This window comes from Protofrankia sp. CiP1_Cm_nod1 (assembly GCF_920888515.1).
GTDB lineage: Bacteria > Actinomycetota > Actinomycetes > Frankiales > Frankiaceae > Protofrankia.
In genome coordinates, this window is the sequence record NZ_CAKKTM010000064.1 from 1 (window position 1) to 18,602 (window position 18,602).

At 72.8% G+C, this 18,602-nt stretch carries 13 protein-coding genes and 1 pseudogene; 7 read left to right on the plus strand and 7 right to left on the minus strand.

Annotation, left to right across the window (positions count from 1 at the left end; genetic code table 11):
* Positions 1-2,110, plus strand: a 2,110-nt coding sequence (locus NBX02_RS03620) for a sensor domain-containing diguanylate cyclase (RefSeq protein ID WP_250290005.1), incomplete at its 5' end; no start/stop codon positions are given.
* A 50-nt stretch (positions 2,111-2,160) separates the two neighbouring features.
* On the opposite strand, the gene NBX02_RS03625 is transcribed toward NBX02_RS03620, so the two are convergent.
* The 4 genes from NBX02_RS03625 to NBX02_RS03640 all read right to left on the minus strand — a co-directional run bounded on the left by NBX02_RS03625 (position 2,161) and on the right by NBX02_RS03640 (position 7,026).
* The gene (locus NBX02_RS03625) at positions 2,161-4,155 is read right to left on the minus strand and encodes a VWA domain-containing protein (protein ID WP_250290007.1); all 1,995 of its coding nucleotides are present in this window, start codon (positions 4,153-4,155) and stop codon (positions 2,161-2,163) included.
* On the minus strand, positions 4,152-5,609 hold the full coding sequence (locus tag NBX02_RS03630; RefSeq protein ID WP_445548245.1) for a magnesium chelatase: 1,458 nt from the start codon (positions 5,607-5,609) through the stop codon (positions 4,152-4,154). The genes NBX02_RS03625 and NBX02_RS03630 overlap by 4 nt, the downstream gene beginning before the upstream one ends.
* Before the next feature lie 138 nt (positions 5,610-5,747).
* Positions 5,748-6,230: a transcription elongation factor GreA gene (gene greA / locus NBX02_RS03635; RefSeq protein WP_250281503.1), complete on the minus strand. Its 483-nt coding sequence runs from the start codon at positions 6,228-6,230 to the stop codon at positions 5,748-5,750.
* A gap of 391 nt (positions 6,231-6,621) precedes the next feature.
* Positions 6,622-7,026: a DUF4307 domain-containing protein gene (locus NBX02_RS03640; RefSeq protein WP_250281501.1), complete on the minus strand. Its 405-nt coding sequence runs from the start codon at positions 7,024-7,026 to the stop codon at positions 6,622-6,624.
* 76 nt (positions 7,027-7,102) lie between these two features.
* Between NBX02_RS03640 and mca the strand changes: the two genes are divergently transcribed.
* The 3 genes from mca to NBX02_RS03655 all read left to right on the plus strand — a co-directional run bounded on the left by mca (position 7,103) and on the right by NBX02_RS03655 (position 9,056).
* Positions 7,103-7,999 carry a mycothiol conjugate amidase Mca gene (mca, locus tag NBX02_RS03645; protein WP_250281499.1) on the plus strand — a complete coding sequence of 299 codons (897 nt, stop codon included), beginning with the start codon at positions 7,103-7,105 and terminating at the stop codon, positions 7,997-7,999.
* 223 nt (positions 8,000-8,222) lie between these two features.
* Positions 8,223-8,678 carry a tellurite resistance TerB family protein gene (locus NBX02_RS03650; protein ID WP_250281497.1) on the plus strand — a complete coding sequence of 152 codons (456 nt, stop codon included), beginning with the start codon at positions 8,223-8,225 and terminating at the stop codon, positions 8,676-8,678.
* A 129-nt stretch (positions 8,679-8,807) separates the two neighbouring features.
* Positions 8,808-9,056 carry a hypothetical protein gene (locus tag NBX02_RS03655; protein WP_250281495.1) on the plus strand — a complete coding sequence of 83 codons (249 nt, stop codon included), beginning with the start codon at positions 8,808-8,810 and terminating at the stop codon, positions 9,054-9,056.
* Between the two features lie 281 nt (positions 9,057-9,337).
* Here NBX02_RS03655 and arfB read toward each other — a convergent pair whose 3' ends face one another.
* Positions 9,338-9,754 carry an alternative ribosome rescue aminoacyl-tRNA hydrolase ArfB gene (gene arfB / locus NBX02_RS03660; protein ID WP_250281492.1) on the minus strand — a complete coding sequence of 139 codons (417 nt, stop codon included), beginning with the start codon at positions 9,752-9,754 and terminating at the stop codon, positions 9,338-9,340.
* 286 nt (positions 9,755-10,040) lie between these two features.
* On the opposite strand from arfB, the gene NBX02_RS03665 reads away from it, so the two are divergent.
* A complete protein-coding gene (locus NBX02_RS03665) occupies positions 10,041-11,639 on the plus strand; it encodes a carboxyl transferase domain-containing protein (RefSeq protein ID WP_250290010.1) in 1,599 nt (532 codons plus the stop codon).
* A gap of 130 nt (positions 11,640-11,769) precedes the next feature.
* Here the strand turns inward: NBX02_RS03665 and NBX02_RS03670 are convergent, their stop codons facing one another.
* Together NBX02_RS03670 and NBX02_RS03675 are read right to left on the minus strand one after the other, a co-directional pair.
* A complete protein-coding gene (locus NBX02_RS03670; protein ID WP_250281488.1) occupies positions 11,770-14,931 on the minus strand; it encodes a class I tRNA ligase family protein in 3,162 nt (1,053 codons plus the stop codon).
* A 134-nt stretch (positions 14,932-15,065) separates the two neighbouring features.
* Positions 15,066-15,986 carry a rhomboid-like protein gene (locus NBX02_RS03675; RefSeq protein ID WP_445548246.1) on the minus strand — a complete coding sequence of 307 codons (921 nt, stop codon included), beginning with the start codon at positions 15,984-15,986 and terminating at the stop codon, positions 15,066-15,068.
* Positions 15,987-16,043: 57 nt separating this feature from the next.
* On the opposite strand from NBX02_RS03675, the gene NBX02_RS03680 reads away from it, so the two are divergent.
* Positions 16,044-18,116, plus strand: a complete 2,073-nt coding sequence (locus tag NBX02_RS03680; RefSeq protein ID WP_250281485.1) for a thioredoxin domain-containing protein — start codon at positions 16,044-16,046, stop codon at positions 18,114-18,116.
* Between the two features lie 172 nt (positions 18,117-18,288).
* Positions 18,289-18,602 (plus strand): annotated as a pseudogene (locus NBX02_RS03685) (hypothetical protein); the annotation flags it as partial.

Below are 18,602 nucleotides of genomic sequence, written 5' to 3' on the forward strand. Positions count from 1 at the left end.
GCGGCGGCCCGAGCGGCAGCCGGCCCGGCGCCGTCTCCCCCTGCCGGCCACGCCCGGGCCCCTCGCCTACGGCTGTCCCCCCCGCGGCTGGTTCGGCCGGCTGGGGCCACCGCTGGTGGCGGGCGGGGCCCTGCTCGCCATGGCCGTGGCCAGCCTGTGTCTGCAGACGCAGACCCGGCACAGCGCCGAACGGCAGCGCCTGGCCGAGCACGTGGCGTTCACCGCCATCGTGGCGGACGCGTCCATGCACAGCGTCGACAGCCAGCGTCTGATCACGGCTGTGTCGTCGGCGTCCTGGTCGCTCAGCGACCGGGACGCCGACGCCGCCGTGCTGCGCTCGTTCGCCGGATCAGGGGTCGGCGGCCGGAACTACGTCTGGGCGTTGGCCGGCCTGGACGGCCACCTGCTGGCCGCCGAACCGCCGTCGCTCACCCTGCCGATCGGCCCGGACGACCCGGCGTGGCGGGCCGCCCGGGCCGGCCGGGCCGGCAACTCGCCCGTGATGAACGTCGACGGGCTCTGGCGGGACTACGTGACGGTCCCGGTCCTGCGCGAGGGCCGGCCGGCGGCGGTCGTCGTCATCGGGGAGTCGCTGCGGGACTCGCCCAACCAGGCCAACCTCGCGAGCAGCGGCACGCTCGGGTTCGTCGTGGGCGGGCTGTCCGTGGTGGATGCGGCCGGCACGGTCATGTTCTCCTGGAATCCCGGCCTGATCGGCCAGCGGCTGGTGGCCGCGGCCAGCCTGGCGGCCCTGCGGGTGGGCGAGGCCCGGCAGATCGACGACGTCGTCGCCGGCGGCCAGGTCACCATCGCCTCGCCGCTGGCGAACCTGCCCGACGGCGGCTACGTGGTGTTCCAGCAGCCGGTCCAGGCCTTCTACGGGGACATCCGCTCCGGCCGGCTCGTCCGGGACGGCAGCCTGCTGGCCGTTGTCGCCGCCGCCCTCGTCGGGCTGACCGTCCTCAACGGCCGGCGTGAAGCGGCGATCCGCGACGAGCAGCGACGGCTGCAGGCCCTGCTGCACAACGCCCACGACATCGTGATCGCGACCAGGGCGGACGGGAAGATCATCTTTGTCAGTTCCGCCGCCGCGCTCCTGCTCGGGGTCACGGCCGGCTCCTACCTCGGCCGGCACCTGCCCGACGTCGCCCACCCGGACGACGCGGGCGCGCTGGCGGAGCTGCTGCGCCAGGCCACCGGGCTCGCTACTGGCGGCAGTGGTCCCGTTACCGGCGGCAGTGGTCCCGCTACCAGCAGCAGTGGGCCCGCTACCAGCAGCAGTGGGCCTGCTACCGGTAGCAGTGGCTCCGGTGTCGACAGCAGTGGGCCCGGTGCCGAGGCCGCGGCAGCCGCGGCCTCGGCGGCAGCGGCAGCGGCGGCGGGGGCCGCCGTGGCACGCGACGTCCGGCTGTCGGCCGCGGGCGGCGGCCACCGCTGGTTCGACATCGAGGCGATCGACCTGCGGGACCGCTCGGAGGGCACCGGCATCCTGCTGACCTGCCATGAGATCGGCGAACGCCGGGTCCTCCAGGACGAGCTGCGCTACCAGGCGTCCCATGACGCCCTCACCGGCCTGCCGAACCGGTCGGTGTTCGCCCGCCGGCTCGACGAGATCGCCGCTCAGCGTCCGGCATCGGCGTTCGCGGTCCTGTTCATCGATCTCGACCGGTTCAAGTCGGTCAACGACACCTACGGCCACAACGCCGGTGACGAGGTGCTGAGGATCATCGGTGCCCGCCTGCGGGACGCCGGCACCGAGCGGGACGCCGTCTGCCGTCTCGGCGGGGACGAGTTCGCCGTCATCCTGGGTGACGCCGACAGCGCCCGGGCACGCGATCTCGCCGACCAGCTGCTGGTGGCGATCCGACGGCCGATTACGGTCGGTGGGCGTTCCATTGCTATCGACGCGACGATCGGTGTCGCCCTTTCGGAGTCGCAGGACGCGCCGCCCGGCGCGGTCGTCCGCAGCGCCGATCTCGCGATGTACCGGGCGAAGGAGGCCGGCCGGGAGCGTCCGGAAGCCCGTCCGGAAGTCCTCCAGGAGGCACGCCTGGAAGCCCGCCAGGAAGCCCGCCAGGAAGCCTGTGTGCCGTCAGCCGGCCAGCCCTGAGCCCCTGACTGACCAGCCCCAAGCGGTCTCATGATGGCTGTGGGCGGTTCCTAGCTGGCGGCTCGGCGTCGTCCGCCGCGGGCCCGCAGGTAGTCGCGTACGACGTAGCGGCCGAGCGCCCCCGGATCCGGGGAGAGCATCCGGCCGCCGTTGCGGCGGACGACCTCGTCGACGAACTGGACCAGCCGTGGCTCGTCGTCGAGCATGAAGACGTTGATCGTCGCCCCGCGGCGGGTGAGCCGGTCCACCTCGGCCAGGGTCAGCTCCAGGGTCTCCGGGACCGGTGGCCAGGAGAAGGACGGGGTGCCGTTGCGCATCAGGTGCGCGGTCGGCTCACCATCGGTGATCACCAGTACGACCGGTTCGGAATCCGGGTGCCGCGACAGCAGCCGGCCCGCGAGCATCAGGGCGTGCTGGAGGTTCGTGCCCTGGACGACCTCGGAGTCCAGGCCCGCGAGCTCCACCGGGCGCAGCAGCCGGGCATAGTCGGAGAACCCGACCAGATGGATCGTGTCCTGCGGGAACTTCGTGTCGATCAGGGTGTGCAGCGCCAGCGCCGTCGACTTCGCCACCCCCCAGGTGCCCCGCAGCGCCATCGAGTAGGACAGGTCCACCAGCAGGCAGACGGCCGCGGAGGAGCGGCGTTCGGTCTCGGTCACCTCGAAGTCGCGGACGTCCAGCTCGATCGTCCCCTCCGGGCTGGCGGGGCCGGCCCGCAGCACCGCGTTGCGCACAGTGCGTACCACATCGATCGATTGTGTGTCACCGAAGTGCCAGGGCCGGGACGTCCCGGTGGGCTCTCCGGCGGCACCGGCGTCCCGGGAGTCGTGATCGCCGCGGCCGCGGGTGTCCATCCGCTGGAAGATACGCGACAGCGCGCTCTGGCCGATGCGGCGGACCGCCCGCGGGGTCAGCTCCAGCTTGCCGGCGTTGCGGGTCAGGAAGCCCTGGCGCTCCAGCTCCTTCTCGATCTGCTGGAGGGTGCGCAGGTCGTCGACGGCGTCCCGGCCCAGTGCCCGGGCTACCGCGTCCGGGTCGACGTCCTCGAGGGACGCCCCGGGGTAGTCCTGGGACAGCGCGGCGGCGAGCTCGTCGAGCTCGGCCAGCTCCTCCAGGACGGAAGTGCCGTCACCCAGCCCGAGCGGCGTGTCACCGGTCATCGCGTCGCGGAAACGGCCGCGCCGGCCCCAGCCGAGGTCCGGCCGGGCGGCGCGCAGCGCCTGCTGCAGCCGGGAGAGCTCGGCCGCCATGCCCAGGTCCGCCAGCGCCGACGCCATCAGATCGGCCAGCTCCTGGCGCTGCTGGGGGGACAGGCCCGCCAGCAGCTGGGCAGCGGCGGCGGCGCGGCGCGCCAACGAGTCCACCAGCTCGTCCAGCGTCTGCGGGTTCTCCGGGAAGAAGTCGCCGAACGAGCGCATGAACCGCTCGAAAGCGGCGTCGGTGTGCTCACCGCGGGCGTCGGCCTCCAGCATGCCGTTGAGCGCGGCGAGCATTTCGGTGACCCGGGCGATGTCCTGCGGCGTGGCGTTCTCCAACGCCTGTTTCATGCCGCGGAACTGGGCGTCGAGCACCTCCCGGCGGAGCAGGTCGGAGATCTTCTCGAAGGTCTCGCGGGCCTGCGGCGAACGCCACTCGTAGTCGGCCAGCGTGTTCACGGCCCGGGCCGGGTCGGCCGGCAGCGCGTCGAGCTCGGCCTCGCGCAGCCGGGCGTCGTCGGACGGGTCGGGGAACAGCGCCGCGCGCTCCTGGCCGACGGCGGTGTCGAGGAGCTCCCGGACCTCTTCCAGGGTGCCGTCGAGGCGGCCGCGCGCCCGGGCCTCGCGCCGGCGGCGTTCCACCTGCCGGCGCAGGTCCTCAAGCCCGCGGCGCTGGCTGGTCCCGCGCCGCAGCAGCGCGTCCAGCGCCTCGCGCGGGGTCCGGCCGTCCAGGATGTGCGTGGACATCTCGTCGAGCGCGCCGGCGGCGTCGAACGGGGAGGCGAGCGGGTCGGGGCCGCCGTCCCACGGGCCGTAGCGGAAGCTTCCCGACCCGGCCGGGGCGCTCATGTGCCGTACACCGTGCGGCCCGGCAGCTCCTCCTTGGCCAGCCGCCGGTTGAGGTGCAGGCCCTCCATGGCCAGTTCCAGCCCGGCCGCGGCGAGCCCTGGCGCCTCGGCGCCGTCGACGTCCAGTTTCGCCAGGATCGCGGCGAGCCCCGGGACCGGGCCGACCCGCCGCAGCAGCTCCGCGGCGGGGACGAGGTCGCCGGTCTCGACCGGCCCCTCGGTCTCGAACCGCCGTTGCAGGCCGGTCAGGTCGGTGCCGGCGAGCCGGGCGCGGAAGGTCTCGGCGATGGCCCGGCGCAGCAGGTGCGCGAGGATCTCGTCCTCCCGGCCCTCCTCGAGCTGGTCGAACTCGATCTTCCCGCGGACCGCCGGTATGATCGCGGCGAGGTCGACGACCCGGGCGGTGGGGACGTCCTCGCCGGTCAGCGCCGCGCGGCGGACGGCCGAGGCGGCCACGGTCTCCGCCGCGGCCACCGACAGCCGGGCCGACACACCGGAGCGCCGGTCGACCTGGGGCGCGTCACGGACCAGCCGGGTGAAGCGGGCCACCACCTCCAGCAGGTGCTCGGGGACGGCGGGGGCGCCCAGCGGCGACCCCTTCCAGTCCAGCACCGCCTCCTGCCGGATCAGGGCCAGCTCGTCGTCGAGCCGCAGCGGGTAGTGGGTGCGCACCTCGGCGCCGAAACGGTCCTTGAGCGGCGTGATGATCCGGCCGCGGTTGGTGTAGTCCTCGGGGTTCGCCGACGCGATCAGGAACAGGTCCAGCGGCAGCCGCAGGATGTAGCCACGGACCTGGATGTCACGCTCCTCGAGCACGTTGAGCAGGGAGACCTGGATGCGCTCGGCGAGGTCGGGCAGCTCGTTGACGCTGAAGATGCCCCGGTTGGTGCGCGGGATCAGGCCGTAGTGGACGGTCTCCGGGTCGCCGAGGGTGCGGCCCTGGGCGACCTTCACCGGGTCGACGTCGCCGATCAGGTCGCCGACGCTGGTGTCCGGCGTGGCGAGCTTCTCGCCGAACCGTTCCGAGCGGTGCTTCCAGGCGACCGGCGTGTCGTCGCCGAGCTCGGCGAGCAGCAGCCGGCACCGGGCGCACACCGGCGCGTAGGGATGGTCGTTGATCTCGCAGCCGGCGACCACCGGCGTCCACTCGTCCAGCAGGCCGACCAGGGTGCGGATCAGGCGGGTCTTGCCCTGCCCCCGCTCGCCGAGGAAGACGATGTCGTGCCCGGCCAGCAGGGCCCGTTCCACCTGGGGGAGTACGGTGTCGTCGAAACCGATGATGCCGGGGAACCGGATCTCGCCGCCGGCCATCCGGGCAAGGGTGTTCTCGCGCAGCTCCGTGCGTACGGACCGGTGCCGGTGCCCTGAGTCGCGCAGGAGACCCAGTACCCCCGGTCCGGGGGACGGTGATGTCGGTCCGGGGGACGGTGCCGGGAACCCTGGCAGATCGAGCACCAGTCGACGGTACGTCCCCGCGCTCCGTCGCGCAGGGAAGTCGCATTGTGTCCACGTCCGGCATACCGGGTGTCTATCGGGAGGCACACCGGACGTGGAATGTCAACCGGCCGGTTCCCGCCGGCCGACCGGGGCCGGTCAGTTGGAGTACGGCTCCACCGATACGATCTTGACGGTGGCCGAGCGCCCGTTGGGCAGGGTGTAGGTGACGGTGTCGCCCGCCCGGTGGCCGCTGACGGCCCCACCCAACGGTGACTGGGCCGAGTACACCTCCAGCGAGGTGCTGTGATCCTCCCGGGAACCGATCAGGAACCGCTCCGTCTCGTCGTCCCCCGGGAAGCGCACCTCGACCACGGTGCCCGGGCCGGCCGCGCCGTTGAACTGCGGGGCCTGCCCGACCCTGGCGTCGCGCAGCAGGTCGGTGAGCTGCCGGATGCGCGACTCCAGCTTGCCCTGTTCCTCCTTGGCCGCGTGGTAGCCGCCGTTCTCCTTGAGGTCGCCCTCCTCGCGGGCAGCTTCGATCTTGTTGGCGATCTCGACACGACCGGTCCCGGTGAGGTGGTCGAGCTCCTCGCGGAGCCGGTCATACGCCTCCTGGGTCAGCCACGTCTGCTGCGACACGCGTCACGCTCCTAGATTCCTCAAGAGGCCCGGAGACACGGGAAGAACCATGATCGTTCATCCTCCGGGTGCTCGTACGTCGACGGCCGTACGACACCTGCGACCGGCCCGCGGCGCGGGTCGGCCGTATCGCAGTCCGGCCTCGTCGGGCCCGTGCGGGCCCTGGACAGGGACAGTGGGTCGGGTGCTGGGAAACCGCGGGATGCACGGTTGGTCGGAGGCGGATTACGAAGCGATGGGACAGGGGCAAACGCCCAGCCTAACAGTTGGGATCGGTGTGGTACGGCCATGAGCAAGCGCCGCTGCTTGCCGTGCGAGGTGGGCCGGGAATCGGCCGCGCCGCCGGCCGCACCACCGGCCGCGCGCCGCGCGCCGGTAGCCCGCGCGGCTGTCAGCCCGCGCGGGCGATCTGACAGTCCTCGACCTCGACCACGTTCGCTTCCCGGGACGTGGCGAGCACGACCGTTGTGGTCGTGACCCGTCGGCCGTCCGGAGCCGGACCGACGACGATGTCGGTACGCCGGCCGACGACCTCGTTGTCCCGAGCACGTGCGCGGACAGTGCATTCTGCCACGGCGTTGGGTGACTTTTCCACATCGAATGTCAGCTCGGCCTGCGCCGGAGTGATCCGATAGGCACGGGTCCCGTAGTTCAGCCGCTGCGGATGGCTCTGCATCCACGCGGCGCCGAGTGCGGCGGCCACGATGATGACGAGCCCCACCAGCAGGAACCAGGGGGCGACCCGGATGCCACCGAGCCATGGGATGTCCAGCAGACGTCGCGCCACGGCGAACACGCCCGGCTTTCCCGTAGGGGAACCGGGTGATGGCGTAGAGGAACCGGCTGCGGAGGGCATCGGGAACAATGGTCGCATGTCCAAGGCGATCAACGAGGGCGGCCTGCGGCTCATGGCTGTCCACGCCCACCCCGACGACGAGTCCAGCAAGGGCGCCGCCACCATGGCCCGCTATGTCCACGAGGGCGTCGACGTCCTCGTGGTGACCTGCACCGGTGGCGAAGCCGGGACCGTTCTCAACCCCGCTCTGGATCGTCCGGACGTCCACGGACGTCTCGCCGAGCTACGCCGGGCCGAGATGGAGCAGGCTCGGCGGATCCTCGGCGTCCGACAGGTCTGGCTGGGTTTTCTCGATTCCGGGCTGCCCGAGGGCGACCCGCTGCCACCCCTGCCGGAGGGCTGTTTCGCCCGGATGCCCGTCGCCGAGGCGGCCAGGCCGCTGGTCAGGCTGATACGGGAGTTCCAGCCGCAGGTCGTGGTCACTTATGACGAGAACGGCGGTTATCCGCACCCGGACCACGTCATGAACCACAGGATCACTATCGAGGCGTTCGAGGCGGCGGGTGACCACACGCGGTACCAGGAGGTGGGCCAGGACATCGGCGTGCCGCCGTGGCAGCCCCTCAAGCTCTACTACCACCAGAGCCATCACAAGGAGCGGATGCTCGCCCTGCACGACGCGATGCGGGCGAGCGGGCGGGAGTCCCCGTACACCGCCATGCTGGAGAAGTGGGTCGACCACTCGGACGACTCCGGGCGGATCACCGCCAGGGTCCCCTGCGACGACTTCTTCGAGATCCGTGACCGCGCGCTGCTGGCCCACGCGACCCAGGTCGACCCGAACGGGCCCTGGTTCCGCGTCCCGCTGGAGATCCAGCGCGCGGCCTGGCCCACCGAGGACTACCAGCTCGCCCGTTCCCTGATCGAGGTGGGTGTGCTGCCCGAGAGCGACCTGTTCAACGGCATCCGCTGATCCTCGGCAGCACCCGCGGCCGGCCGGCGTCACCAGCCGGCATCACCAGCCGGCCGCGGGTGGCACACCCACCGGTGGCAGATGAAATCATCCGCAGCCGGGGCACGGCCGGCCGCCACCGGTCGTTGCTGGTGACAGGGGGTGTGACCGTGGGCATCCGCATCCGCATCCGCGCCCGTCTTGCGCACCTTGCACGCCTTGAGACCAATGAGGGGATCACATCATGGCGATCTGGGATCGTCTGCGCACCAGCACCGCGTCGATACAGCAACAGCTCAACGCCAAGAAGAACGACCTGAAGAGCGGTGCCTTCAGGGACGCCAGCATGGCCATCTGCGCCCTGGTGGCCGCCGCCGACGGGACCATCGACCCGGAGGAGCGCCGCAAGGTCGCCTCGCTCATCGCCTCCAACGAGGTCCTCCAGAACTTCCCGGCCGAGCAGCTCCAGCAGAAGTTCAACGACTACTGCAACAAGCTGCAGACCGACTTCGACTTCGCCAAGGTCGGCGTCATCCAGGACATCGGCAGGACGAAGAAGAAGCCCGCCGAGGCCCGCGCGGTGATCCAGATCGGGATCGTCATCGGGGGCGCGGACGGCCACTTCGACAAGTCCGAGCAGCAGATCGTCCGTGACGCCTGCTACGCGGTGGGGCTGGACCCCAACGAGTTCGACCTCTGACCACGGCTTCCACGGCCGGCCTCCCACCCGCCAGGGCCCCGTCCGGTACCTGCTGGCCGGGGCCCTGGCGGCGTCTGTCGACGCCCTGCCGGGCTTGTCCGGCGGTGCGCTCGGCGTAGGGTGTGAAGCGTGCCTCTAGCTGGACAGTTCCTCGCGCTTGAGGTCAGCGTCGGTACCAGCGGGTTCCTGGTCGTCCTGCTGCTGGGCCTCGCCGCTGTCGCTCTTTTCGTGATGATGCCGCGCAGCCTGGCCCGGATGCGCGGGAACGTCGCCAGTGGACGCTTCGGTGCTTCCGCCGCCGACCGCGACCGACCGGCCGACAGCCAGGACCCCGACGCCGGTATCCCGCCCCAGCACTCCCCGCGCGGCGAGGAGTAGGCGGTCCCCGCGCACCGGCCTCCGAGATGCTCCCGGCGGTGCGCTGGTCGCGCCGTGCGCCGCGCCGTGGCGAGCCGTGACGTGGACGGCCAGGCCGGAGCCGAGCCGGGTACCGGACCCGTTACGGGCCCGGTACGAACCGGATATCCGCCACGGAATGCCGCCGCACCATAGGTGCAGAACGCCGCATTATTAGGTGCAGAACATTGCCGTGGTGGCGGCTGTCACCTACGGCTTCCGGATTCGTGGGTGGTTTTCGCTGTTGGTGCCGCGGTTTCTGCCTACGGGTCCCGGCTCAGCCTGCGTTGGCGTTTGAGCTCGGCCCGGTGTTTCTTGTCGGCCATGCGCCGTTGGACGGCGCGCGCCGACGGGCTGGTGGGGCGCCGCGCAGGCGGTGGGGGGCTGCTCGCCCCGCGCAGGATTGCGATCAACTTGCTCAGGGCGGCCTCCCGGTTGCGCAGCTGCGACCGGTGCTCGCTGGCGGTGACGGTGAGGACGCCGTCGACCAGCCGGCCCGCCAGCCGCTCAAGCGTCCGCCCGCGCAGCGGCCCGGGCAGGGACGGCGAGCGGCGGACGTCGAAGGACACCTCGACCCTGCTGTCCGAAGTGTTCACGCCCTGCCCGCCCGGCCCGCCCGACCGGGAGAACCGCCAGGCCAGATCGGACTCACGCAGGACGAATCCAGGGCGTACCTGCATGGGTGGGTAGGCCATTCTCCCATGGTGGCCCATCCTGGCGGCCGGGATTCCGGAAGGGCCGTGATCATAGCCACGGTCCGGGTGACCGGCCTGGCCGCCGGCTCATCCATGCGACCTTTGTATCGAGGCCGGCCCGGGTCGCGACTGCCGCGGCCGATGTGGGTATGACCGGCCATGAGCTGCTGATTTATCAACGATCGCGCACCATAGTGTCCCGCGTTACGCTCGAAAACAGCCACGGCGGGAGGGTTCCGGCATGACTACCAGGGGAGGACCCGCGTCCACTGTGAAGCGTCCGCATCTTGACGATCTTCTTGGCGGGCTCCTCGACGCCGGTACGTGGCGGTGCTGGGACCGCGCCCCCGAACAGCCCGCGCTGAGCGCCGCCTACGGCCAGGACCTGGCGCGGGCCAGTGAACGCAGCGGCGCGGACGAGGCGATCCGCACCGGCGAGGGCCATGTGGGCGGCCACCGGGTCGCGGTCGTGGCCAGCGAGTACGGCTTTCTCGGCGGCAGCGTCGGGATGGCCGCGGCCCGCCGGGCCACGGCCGCGATCAGACGGGCCACCGCGCAGCGGCAGGCCCTGCTGGCCCTGCCCGCCAGCGGCGGCACCCGCATCCACGAGGGCACCCCCGCCTTCCTCCAGATGCTGACGATCAGCAGCGCCATCGCCGAGCACCGGGCGGCGGGCCTGCCCTACCTTGTCTACCTGCGCCATCCGACGACCGGGGGCGTGCTCGCGTCCTGGGCCTCCCTCGGGCATGTCACGTTCGCCGAGCCGGGGGCGCTGGTCGGCTTCCTCGGGCCCCGAGTCGTCGAGGCGCTCACCGGCACGGCGCTCGGGCCGGACGCGCAGAGCCCCGAGACGCTGCGCCTGGCCGGCCTGGTGGACGCCCTCGTCACCCCCGAGGAGCTGCGGGAGAGCATCCAGCGGGTACTCAACGTCGTCGCGGGTGGCGGCGCTGCCGCTCCCCCGGGGCACGGCCCGGGGCACAACGACGTGGCGGGCCCGCCGGCCGGGCCGGCTGGCTCGGGGCCGTTCAGGATCACGTTGCCCGGTTCCCGGCCGGCTCGCAGCGGGCGGGATCCGTGGATGTCGGTGCTGGCCACCCGCGCGCCCGACCGTCCCGGCCTGCGCGAGTTCCTGGCGGTGGCCAGCGATGTCACACTGCTCGGCGCATCCAGCCTGGGCCGGGGTGTCAGCCAGGGGACGGACACGTCCGGTACGCCGATCGTCACCGCACTCGCCCTGCTGCGGGGGACGCCCTGCGTCGTCATCGGGCAGGACAGGTCGGCCCAGTGGCATCGGCGTATCGGCGTGGCCGATCTCGACGCGGCCCGGGACGCGGTGCGCCGGGCCGCTGACCTGCGGCTGCCGATCCTCACCGTCATAGACACCCCGGGCGCGGAGCTGTCGGAGGCGGCCGAACGCCACGGGATCGCCCCGGCGATCGCGCGTTGCCTGGCGACGTTGCTGACAACGCCGGTACCGACGGTGAGCGTGCTGCTCGGGCAGGGCACGGGCGGCGCCGCGCTCGCCCTGCTGCCGGCGGACACGGTCATCGCCGCCGAGGACGCCTGGCTCGCCCCGCTGCCGCCCGAGGGCGCCTCGGTGATCATGTATCGGGACGTCGGCCACGCCGCCGGCATGGCCCGCGGGCTGCGGATCACCGCCCACGATCTTCAGCGGCTGGGCGCGGTCGACCTGGTCCTGCCCGTCCCGGACGGCGGTGTGGACGGCGGCCCGAAGACGGCGGCGGACGTCCGCGGGTGGGTGGCCGGTCTCGCCGAGACCGCCGCCGCGTGCCTGCGCGCCGCCGTGGGGCTGGACCCGGCGACGAGGCTGGCGGCCCGCCGCGACCGCCATGACCAGCTGACGCCGTAACCTGACGCACCCGCGCGCCCACGAACGGCCCCGGCCCCGGACGGGGCCGGCTTCCTGGGCGTGGCCGGCCGCCCGGGCTCAGGAAGCCGGCCACGCTCAGGCGGGGGCCGGTCCGGGGCCGAGCCGGGGATCAGCCCAGGGCGATGTTGACGATCCGGCCGGGGACCACGATCAGCCGTTTCACCGTCCGGTCCGCGGTGTGCCGCGCGTACTCCTCGTGGCCGGCCACCAGATCGCGGACGGTCTGCTCGTCGGCGTCCGCGGGGACGTCGACGGTGAACCGTACCTTGCCGTTGACCTGCACCGGCAGCGTCACCGTGGACTCCGCCGCCAGCGAGGCGTCCCCCCGCGGGAAGGGGTGCCAGGCGAGCGAGCCGTCGTGGCCCAGCCGCGACCACAGCTCCTCGGCGATGTGCGGGGCCAGCGGCGCGACCATGAGGACCAGCGCCTCGGCGAGCGCGCGGGGCAGCCCGCCCGAGCCGCCGTAGCGCTTGCTGACGAAGTTGGTCAGCTCGATCAGGCGGGCCACCGCGGTGTTGAAGCGCAGGCCCGCGTAGTCCGCGTGGACGGCGAGGATCGTGCGGTGCAGCGCCCGGGTGGCCTCGGCGTCCGGCTCGGCGTCGGAGACGGCCGCCGTGCCGGTCGCCTCGTCGACGAGGTTGCGCCACAGCCGTTGCAGGAAGCGGTGGGAGCCGACGATGTCGTCGGTGTGCCAGGGCCGGTCCGCGTCCAGCGGGCCCATGGCCATCTCGTAGACCCGCAGGGTGTCCGCGCCGAAGCTGTCGTACATCTCGTCCGGGCTGACGCTGTTCTTCAGGCTCTTGCCCATCTTCCCGGAGCGCCGGTTCACCGGCTCGCCGTCGTGGGTGAACCCGCCGTCGCCGGTGCGGACGACCTCGGCCGCGGGCACGTACATGCCGCGGGCGTCGGTGAACGCGTCCGCCTGGATGTAGCCCTGGTTGAACAGCCGCTTGAACGGCTCCTTCGTCGAGACCAGCCCCAGGTCGTAGAGGACCTTGTGCCAGAACCGCGCGTACAGCAGGTGCAGGACGGCGTGCTCGACACCGCCGACGTAGAGGCCCACGCCGCCGTCGCCGGGCGGGCCGTCGGGGGTGTGCATCCAGTAGCGCTCGACCTCGGCGTCGACGAAGCGCTCGCTGTTCGTCGGGTCGAGGTAGCGCAGGTAGTACCAGCAGGAGCCGGCCCACTGCGGCATGGTGTTGGTCTCGCGCCGGTACGTCTTCGGCCCGTCGCCCAGGTCGAGGGTGACGGTGGCCCAGCCGGTGACCCGTGCCAGCGGGGGGACCGGGTCGCTGACGTCGTCGTCGGCCGTGGCCGTCGGCCGGAAGTCGGTCATCTCCGGCAGGGTGACGGGCAGCAGTTCGTCCGGGAGCGCGACCGGCAGGCCGTCGTCGTCGAAGACGACCGGGAAGGGCTCGCCCCAGTAGCGCTGCCGGGAGAACAGCCAGTCCCGCAGCCGGTAGGAGCGGGCGGCGCGGCCCGCGCCGACGTCCTCCAGCCAGCGGACCGTCGTCTTGATCGCGTCCGGCTTCGACAGCCCGACGAGGGACGGCGCCGCACCCGGCGCCGAGAGGTACTCTCCCTCCCCGGCGAAGGCGGCCGGCCAGGTGTCCGCCGCCGCGCCCGCGGGCACTCCGTGTTCGGTGCGCCAGTCCTCGCTCGGCGCGAGCACAGCAGGGACGGGCAGGCCGAACTGCCGGGCGAAGGAGAAGTCGCGCTGGTCGTGCGCGGGAACAGCCATGATCGCGCCGGTCCCGTACCCCATCAGGACGTAGTCGGCGAGGAAGACCGGGATATCGCTGCCGGTGACCGGGTTGGTGACGTACGCGCCGGTGAAGACGCCGGTGCGCGGGACCTCGTCGGTGCCGCGCTGACGGTCGCCCAGGCGGGCGGCGTACTCCCGGTAGGCGGCCACGGCCGCCCGCGGCGTCCAGGCTGCCCGGTCCGGCGCCGGGACGCTGTTGTCGGCTCCCGGGGCGGCACCGGCGGCGTCCCGCGGCTCGGTGCCCGGGGTGAGGGGCGGGTCGGTGAACGTCCAGTTGACGGGGGTGTCCGGCGGCCAGGTCCGCGCGGTCAGCGTGTCGACGAGGGGGTGCTCGGGGGCGAGCACCATGAAGGTGGCGCCGGCCAGGGTGTCGGGACGGGTGGTGAACACCTCGACGCGGACGTCGGAGCCGGCCGCGGGGAACTCGACCGTGGCGCCATCGCTCGGCCCGATCCAGTTCCGCTGCATCTGCTTGATGGAGTCCGGCCAGTCGACCAGGTCCAGGTCGGCGATCAGGCGCTCGGCGTAGGCGGTGATCCGCAGCACCCACTGGCGCAGCGGGCGGCGGAAGACCGGGTAGTTGCCGATGTCGCTGCGCCCGTCGGCGGTGACCTCCTCGTTGGCGAGCACCGTGCCGAGGCCGGGGCACCAGTTGACCAGCTGCTCGGAGATGAAGGCCAGCCGGTAGCCGTCCACGACCTGCCGGCGTTCGGTCGGGCCGAGCGCCGGCCAGGGCCGGTTGTGCGGGTTGGCGCTGCCCTTGGGGACGCGGGTGCCGGCGGCGAACTCGGCGACCAGCTCGTCGATCGGGCGGGCGCGGTCGGCCTGGTCGTCGTACCAGCTGTTGAAGATCTTCAGGAAGATCCACTGTGTCCAGCGGTAGTACGCCACGTCCGTGGTGGCGATCTCGCGGCGGGTGTCGTGGCCCAGCCCCAGCCGGCCGAGCTGGCGCCGCATGTTGTCGATGTTGGCTTCGGTGGTGACCCGCGGGTGCTGCCCGGTGTTGATGGCGTACTGCTCGGCCGGCAGGCCGAAGGCGTCGTAACCGAACGGGTGCAGGACGTTGTAGCCGGTCATCCGCAGGTAGCGGGCGAACACGTCGGTGCCGATGTACCCGAGCGGATGCCCCACGTGCAGGCCGCTGCCGGACGGGTAGGGGAACATGTCCATGACGAAGAACGGCGGCCGTCCGGCGACCTCGTCGAAACCGTCCGACAGCGGGCCCCGCGGGTTGGGGGAGTGGAACGTCCCCCGCCGCGACCACGCCTGCTGCCAGCGGCGCTCGATCTCGCCGGCGAGCCGGGCGTCGTAACGGAACGGCAGGTCCACGGCTCCGGCCGCGCCGCCTGTGACCGGCTCAGCGTCCACCGGCCGGGTGTCATCTTCACGCCCGGTGACGGTGTGGCCGGCGGCAGCGTCCCTGGTGTCCCGCGCGCCGGCGTCCCGCACGGCGTTGCCGTTGGTGCCGCTGTGCTCGACACGGCTGTGCTCGGTACTGCTGGTCATCTCTCATCATCCTCAGGTCAACCCGACCCGACCCGTCCCGCGGACCCTGCGGGAATCCGCGGATCACGACAGCGGAACCAGCTGTGCTGGCTCATGGCAGGCACACGCGGATGGTGTCGATCGTTGGTTCGAGCCTATCCGGAGCCTGTGAACCGGGGCTGGCAGGCCGGGCCGGAAGGCCCGGAAGGTATGGTGCCCGCCAGCGGGTACGAGAGCCGAAGGTACCGGACGCAGGCCAGGCCGATGCCGGCCGCGATCAGGTGGCCGGCGGCGGTGAAGTCGCGGGTGCGGACCGCGGCGAGGACGAGCGGCGCCAGCAGGCCGCCGACCAGCGGCCACCGCCGGTGCGCCCGTGCCGTGGCGGCGAGCACCGTGGCACAGGCGATCAGGCCATAGCTGGCGCCGACGTCGACGGCCTCGGTGACATGCCCGCCGACAAGCCCGGCACGTTGGCCCAGCAGCAGCCCGCCGGCGACGAGCAGGCTCGCTCCGACATGCCCGGAGGCGAACACGCCGAGTGCCGGTCGGGGGCCGGCCACCCGTTCCAGCGGCGCGAGCAGCGCCGCCACCGCGGCGGCCGTCTGCGGGAACGTGCCCCTTTCGAGCCAGAACGCGCTGGCCACCAGCACGTACAGCGGGCGGCTGCGCAGCCCCGCGAGGTTGGTGGACCGGCTGCGCAACAGGCGCTGGTAGGCGTCCTGGTCGAGCCGGTGGACGACCGCGAGCACGGCCGAGGTGACGCTCAGGACGCAGAGATAGGCCATGGCCAGGGGCGCGGCCCGCCAGGCCCGGGCCAGCGGGTCGTCCCGGCTTGCGGACGCCGTCCGCCGTACCCGCGGCCAGGTCCGCGGCAGCGGGCCGGGACCTGGGCCGGGACCTGGGCCGGGACCTGGACCGGGACCTGGACCGGGACCTGGGCCGGGACCTGGCCGTAACCGCGCCCGGGACAGCGCGATCTGTAAGTAGGACGCGGTTTGTGGGTGAGAAGACGCGGAATGTAAGTAGGGCGGCGCGGAGGTCGCCCTGCAGGTCACCATCCGGTCGACTGGCACCATAAAAGGTTCCAAGCGCCCACGGCCCGCTGAACTTCCCGACGGCGGGATGCTGGGTACATGCCGAACCGTCTAGCCGAGCAGACCTCGCCGTACCTCCTCCAGCACGCCGACAACCCGGTCGACTGGTGGCCCTGGGGGCCGGCGGCCTTCGCCGAGGCCACGGCCAGGGACGTGCCCGTCCTGCTGTCCGTGGGGTACGCGTCCTGCCACTGGTGCCATGTGATGGCGCACGAGTCGTTCGAGGACCCGGACACCGCGGCGATCATGAACGAGCACTTCGTCAACATCAAGGTCGACCGGGAGGAGCGGCCCGACGTCGACGCCGTCTACATGGACGTCACCGTCGCCCTCACCGGCCATGGCGGCTGGCCGATGACGGTGTTCCTCACCCCGGCCGGGGAGCCGTTCTTCGCCGGCACCTACTTCCCGCCGGTGCCGCGGCCGGGGATGAGCTCGTTCCGGCAGCTTCTCGCCGCGGTCACGCACGCGTGGCGGACGCGGCGTGACGAGGTGGCGGCCTCCGGCGCGGACATCGCGCGCCGGATCGCGGCGGTGGCGTCGGGGCCGGCCGGCCCGTCGGCCGGGCTCACCGGTGACCTGCTCGACATCGCCATGTCGAAGGCCGCGCGGTCCTTCGACCCGGAGCACGGCGGCTTCGGGCCGGCGCCGAAGTTCCCGCCGTCCGCGCTGCTGGAGATGCTGCTGCGCCACCACGCCCGCACCGGGGACGCCGCCAGCCTGCGGATGGTCACCACCACCTGCGAGCGGATGGCCCGCGGCGGGATCTACGACCAGCTCGCGGGCGGGTTCGCCCGTTACAGCGTGGACGCCACCTGGACGGTCCCGCACTTCGAGAAGATGCTTTACGACAACGCCCAGCTCCTGCGGGTGTACCTGCACCTGTGGCGGGCGACCGGGTCCCCGCTGGCCGAGCGGGTCGCCCGGGAGACAGCCGCCTTCCTGCTGCGCGACCTGGGGACCCCGGAGGGCGGTTTCGCCTCGGCGCTGGACGCGGACACGGCCGTCCCCGCCGGGCCCGGCACCGGCGGGGACGGCTCGTCCGGGCACGGCGCCGGTGGGCTCAGCTCCGCCGGGCACGGCGCCGGTGGGCACGGCGTGGAGGGCGCCACCTACGTGTGGACGCCGGCCGAGCTTGTCGACGTCCTCGGCCCGGCGGACGGCGCCTGGGCCGCGGACGTCTTCGGCGTGACCGCCGCGGGCACGTTCGAGCACGGCACGTCCGTCCTGCAGCTGCGGGTGGACCCGGACGATCCCGGCCGGTTCGCGTCGGTGCGCGAGCGGCTCGCGCGGGCCCGGGCGGCCCGCCCGCAGCCCGCCCGGGACGACAAGATCGTCGCGGCCTGGAACGGGCTCGCGATCGCGGCGCTCGCCGAGGCCGGCGCGCTGCTGGCCGAACCGGCCTGGGTGACCGCCGCCACCAGCGCCGCGACACTGCTGCGCGACGTCCACCTGGTGGACGGCCGGCTGCGGCGCACCAGCCGGCACGGCCGCGTCGGCGCGAACGCCGGGGTGCTGGAGGACTACGGCGACGTGGCGGAGGGCCTCCTTGCCCTGCACCAGGTCACCGGGGACGAACAGTGGCTGGCGCTGGCCGGTGACCTGCTGGCGGTCGCCCGGGCCCGCTTCGCCGCGGACGACGGTGGCTTCCACGACACCGCCGACGATGCCGAGCGGCTGCTGCGCCGGCCGCGGGACCCTTCGGACTCGCCGACGCCGTCCGGCCAGTCCGCGGCCGCCGGCGCGCTGTTGACCTACGCGGCGCTGACCGGTTCCGACGAGCATCGCCGGGCCGCCAAGCGCGCTCTGGAGGTGCTCGCCCCGCTGCTCGCCGCGAACGCGTCCTTCGCGGGGTGGGCTGGGGCGGTCGGCGCGGCACTGCTGGCCGGCCCCGCCGAGGTCGTCGTCGTCGACCGCCCGGACCTCGAGCGGACGGCCCGGCTGACCACCTCACCGGGCGCGGTCGTGGTCACCTCCGGGCCCCTGGCTCGAGGACGGGGCACAGCGGGGGTCTACGTGTGCCGGGGCTTCGTCTGCGAGCGCCCGGTGAGCACCGTGGATGCGGTGCGTGACCAGCTGGGAGTCCGGCTCGTCCTGCCGGCGACCGGCTGAGCGTCTCGCGGGTACGCCGGGCGTCCTGACCCCTGGACGTGGCTCTGGAGATGTTCGTAAGCGATACCTCGTAAGTGGTACCCATTGCCATGTATCTTCTGTAAGTATGTAATCAAACGGGGTGCGAGACGCCTGGAAGCCCGCACCGGACGCGGACCGCGAGGAGGCAGACATGGTGGGTGCGCGTGGACGTGGTTTCGGCCGCTGGGGTGAGCGTGAGCAGGTGCCGCCCGCGGACGACGCGCCGGCGTGGTTCGTGGGCAGGCTGCCCGACACCTGGTTCACCGGTGCCGCGACGGTGACCGTCGACCGGGACGAGATCGTGGTGGTGGGGACGATCCCCGCCGCGGAGCTGGAGACCGATGACCCCACCGCGGTCGCCGCCGCCGAGTCCGGCCGCATCCGCCGGTTCCGCGAGCAGACCAGGGACGACCGGATCGCGATCGCCCAGGAGGCCGAGCGGCGCTACGGGCGCAAGGTGGCGGG

Coding starts and splice junctions, on each gene's coding strand:
- NBX02_RS03625 (WP_250290007.1), bottom strand. CDS start 4,155: ATGAGCGCCCCGGCCGGGTCGGGAAGCTTCCGCTACGGCCCGTGGGAC.
- mca (WP_250281499.1), top strand. CDS start 7,103: ATGTCCAAGGCGATCAACGAGGGCGGCCTGCGGCTCATGGCTGTCCAC.
- NBX02_RS03650 (WP_250281497.1), top strand. CDS start 8,223: ATGGCGATCTGGGATCGTCTGCGCACCAGCACCGCGTCGATACAGCAA.
- arfB (WP_250281492.1), bottom strand. CDS start 9,754: ATGCAGGTACGCCCTGGATTCGTCCTGCGTGAGTCCGATCTGGCCTGG.
- NBX02_RS03670 (WP_250281488.1), bottom strand. CDS start 14,931: ATGACCAGCAGTACCGAGCACAGCCGTGTCGAGCACAGCGGCACCAAC.
- NBX02_RS03675 (WP_445548246.1), bottom strand. CDS start 15,986: ATGGTGCCAGTCGACCGGATGGTGACCTGCAGGGCGACCTCCGCGCCG.
- NBX02_RS03680 (WP_250281485.1), top strand. CDS start 16,044: ATGCCGAACCGTCTAGCCGAGCAGACCTCGCCGTACCTCCTCCAGCAC.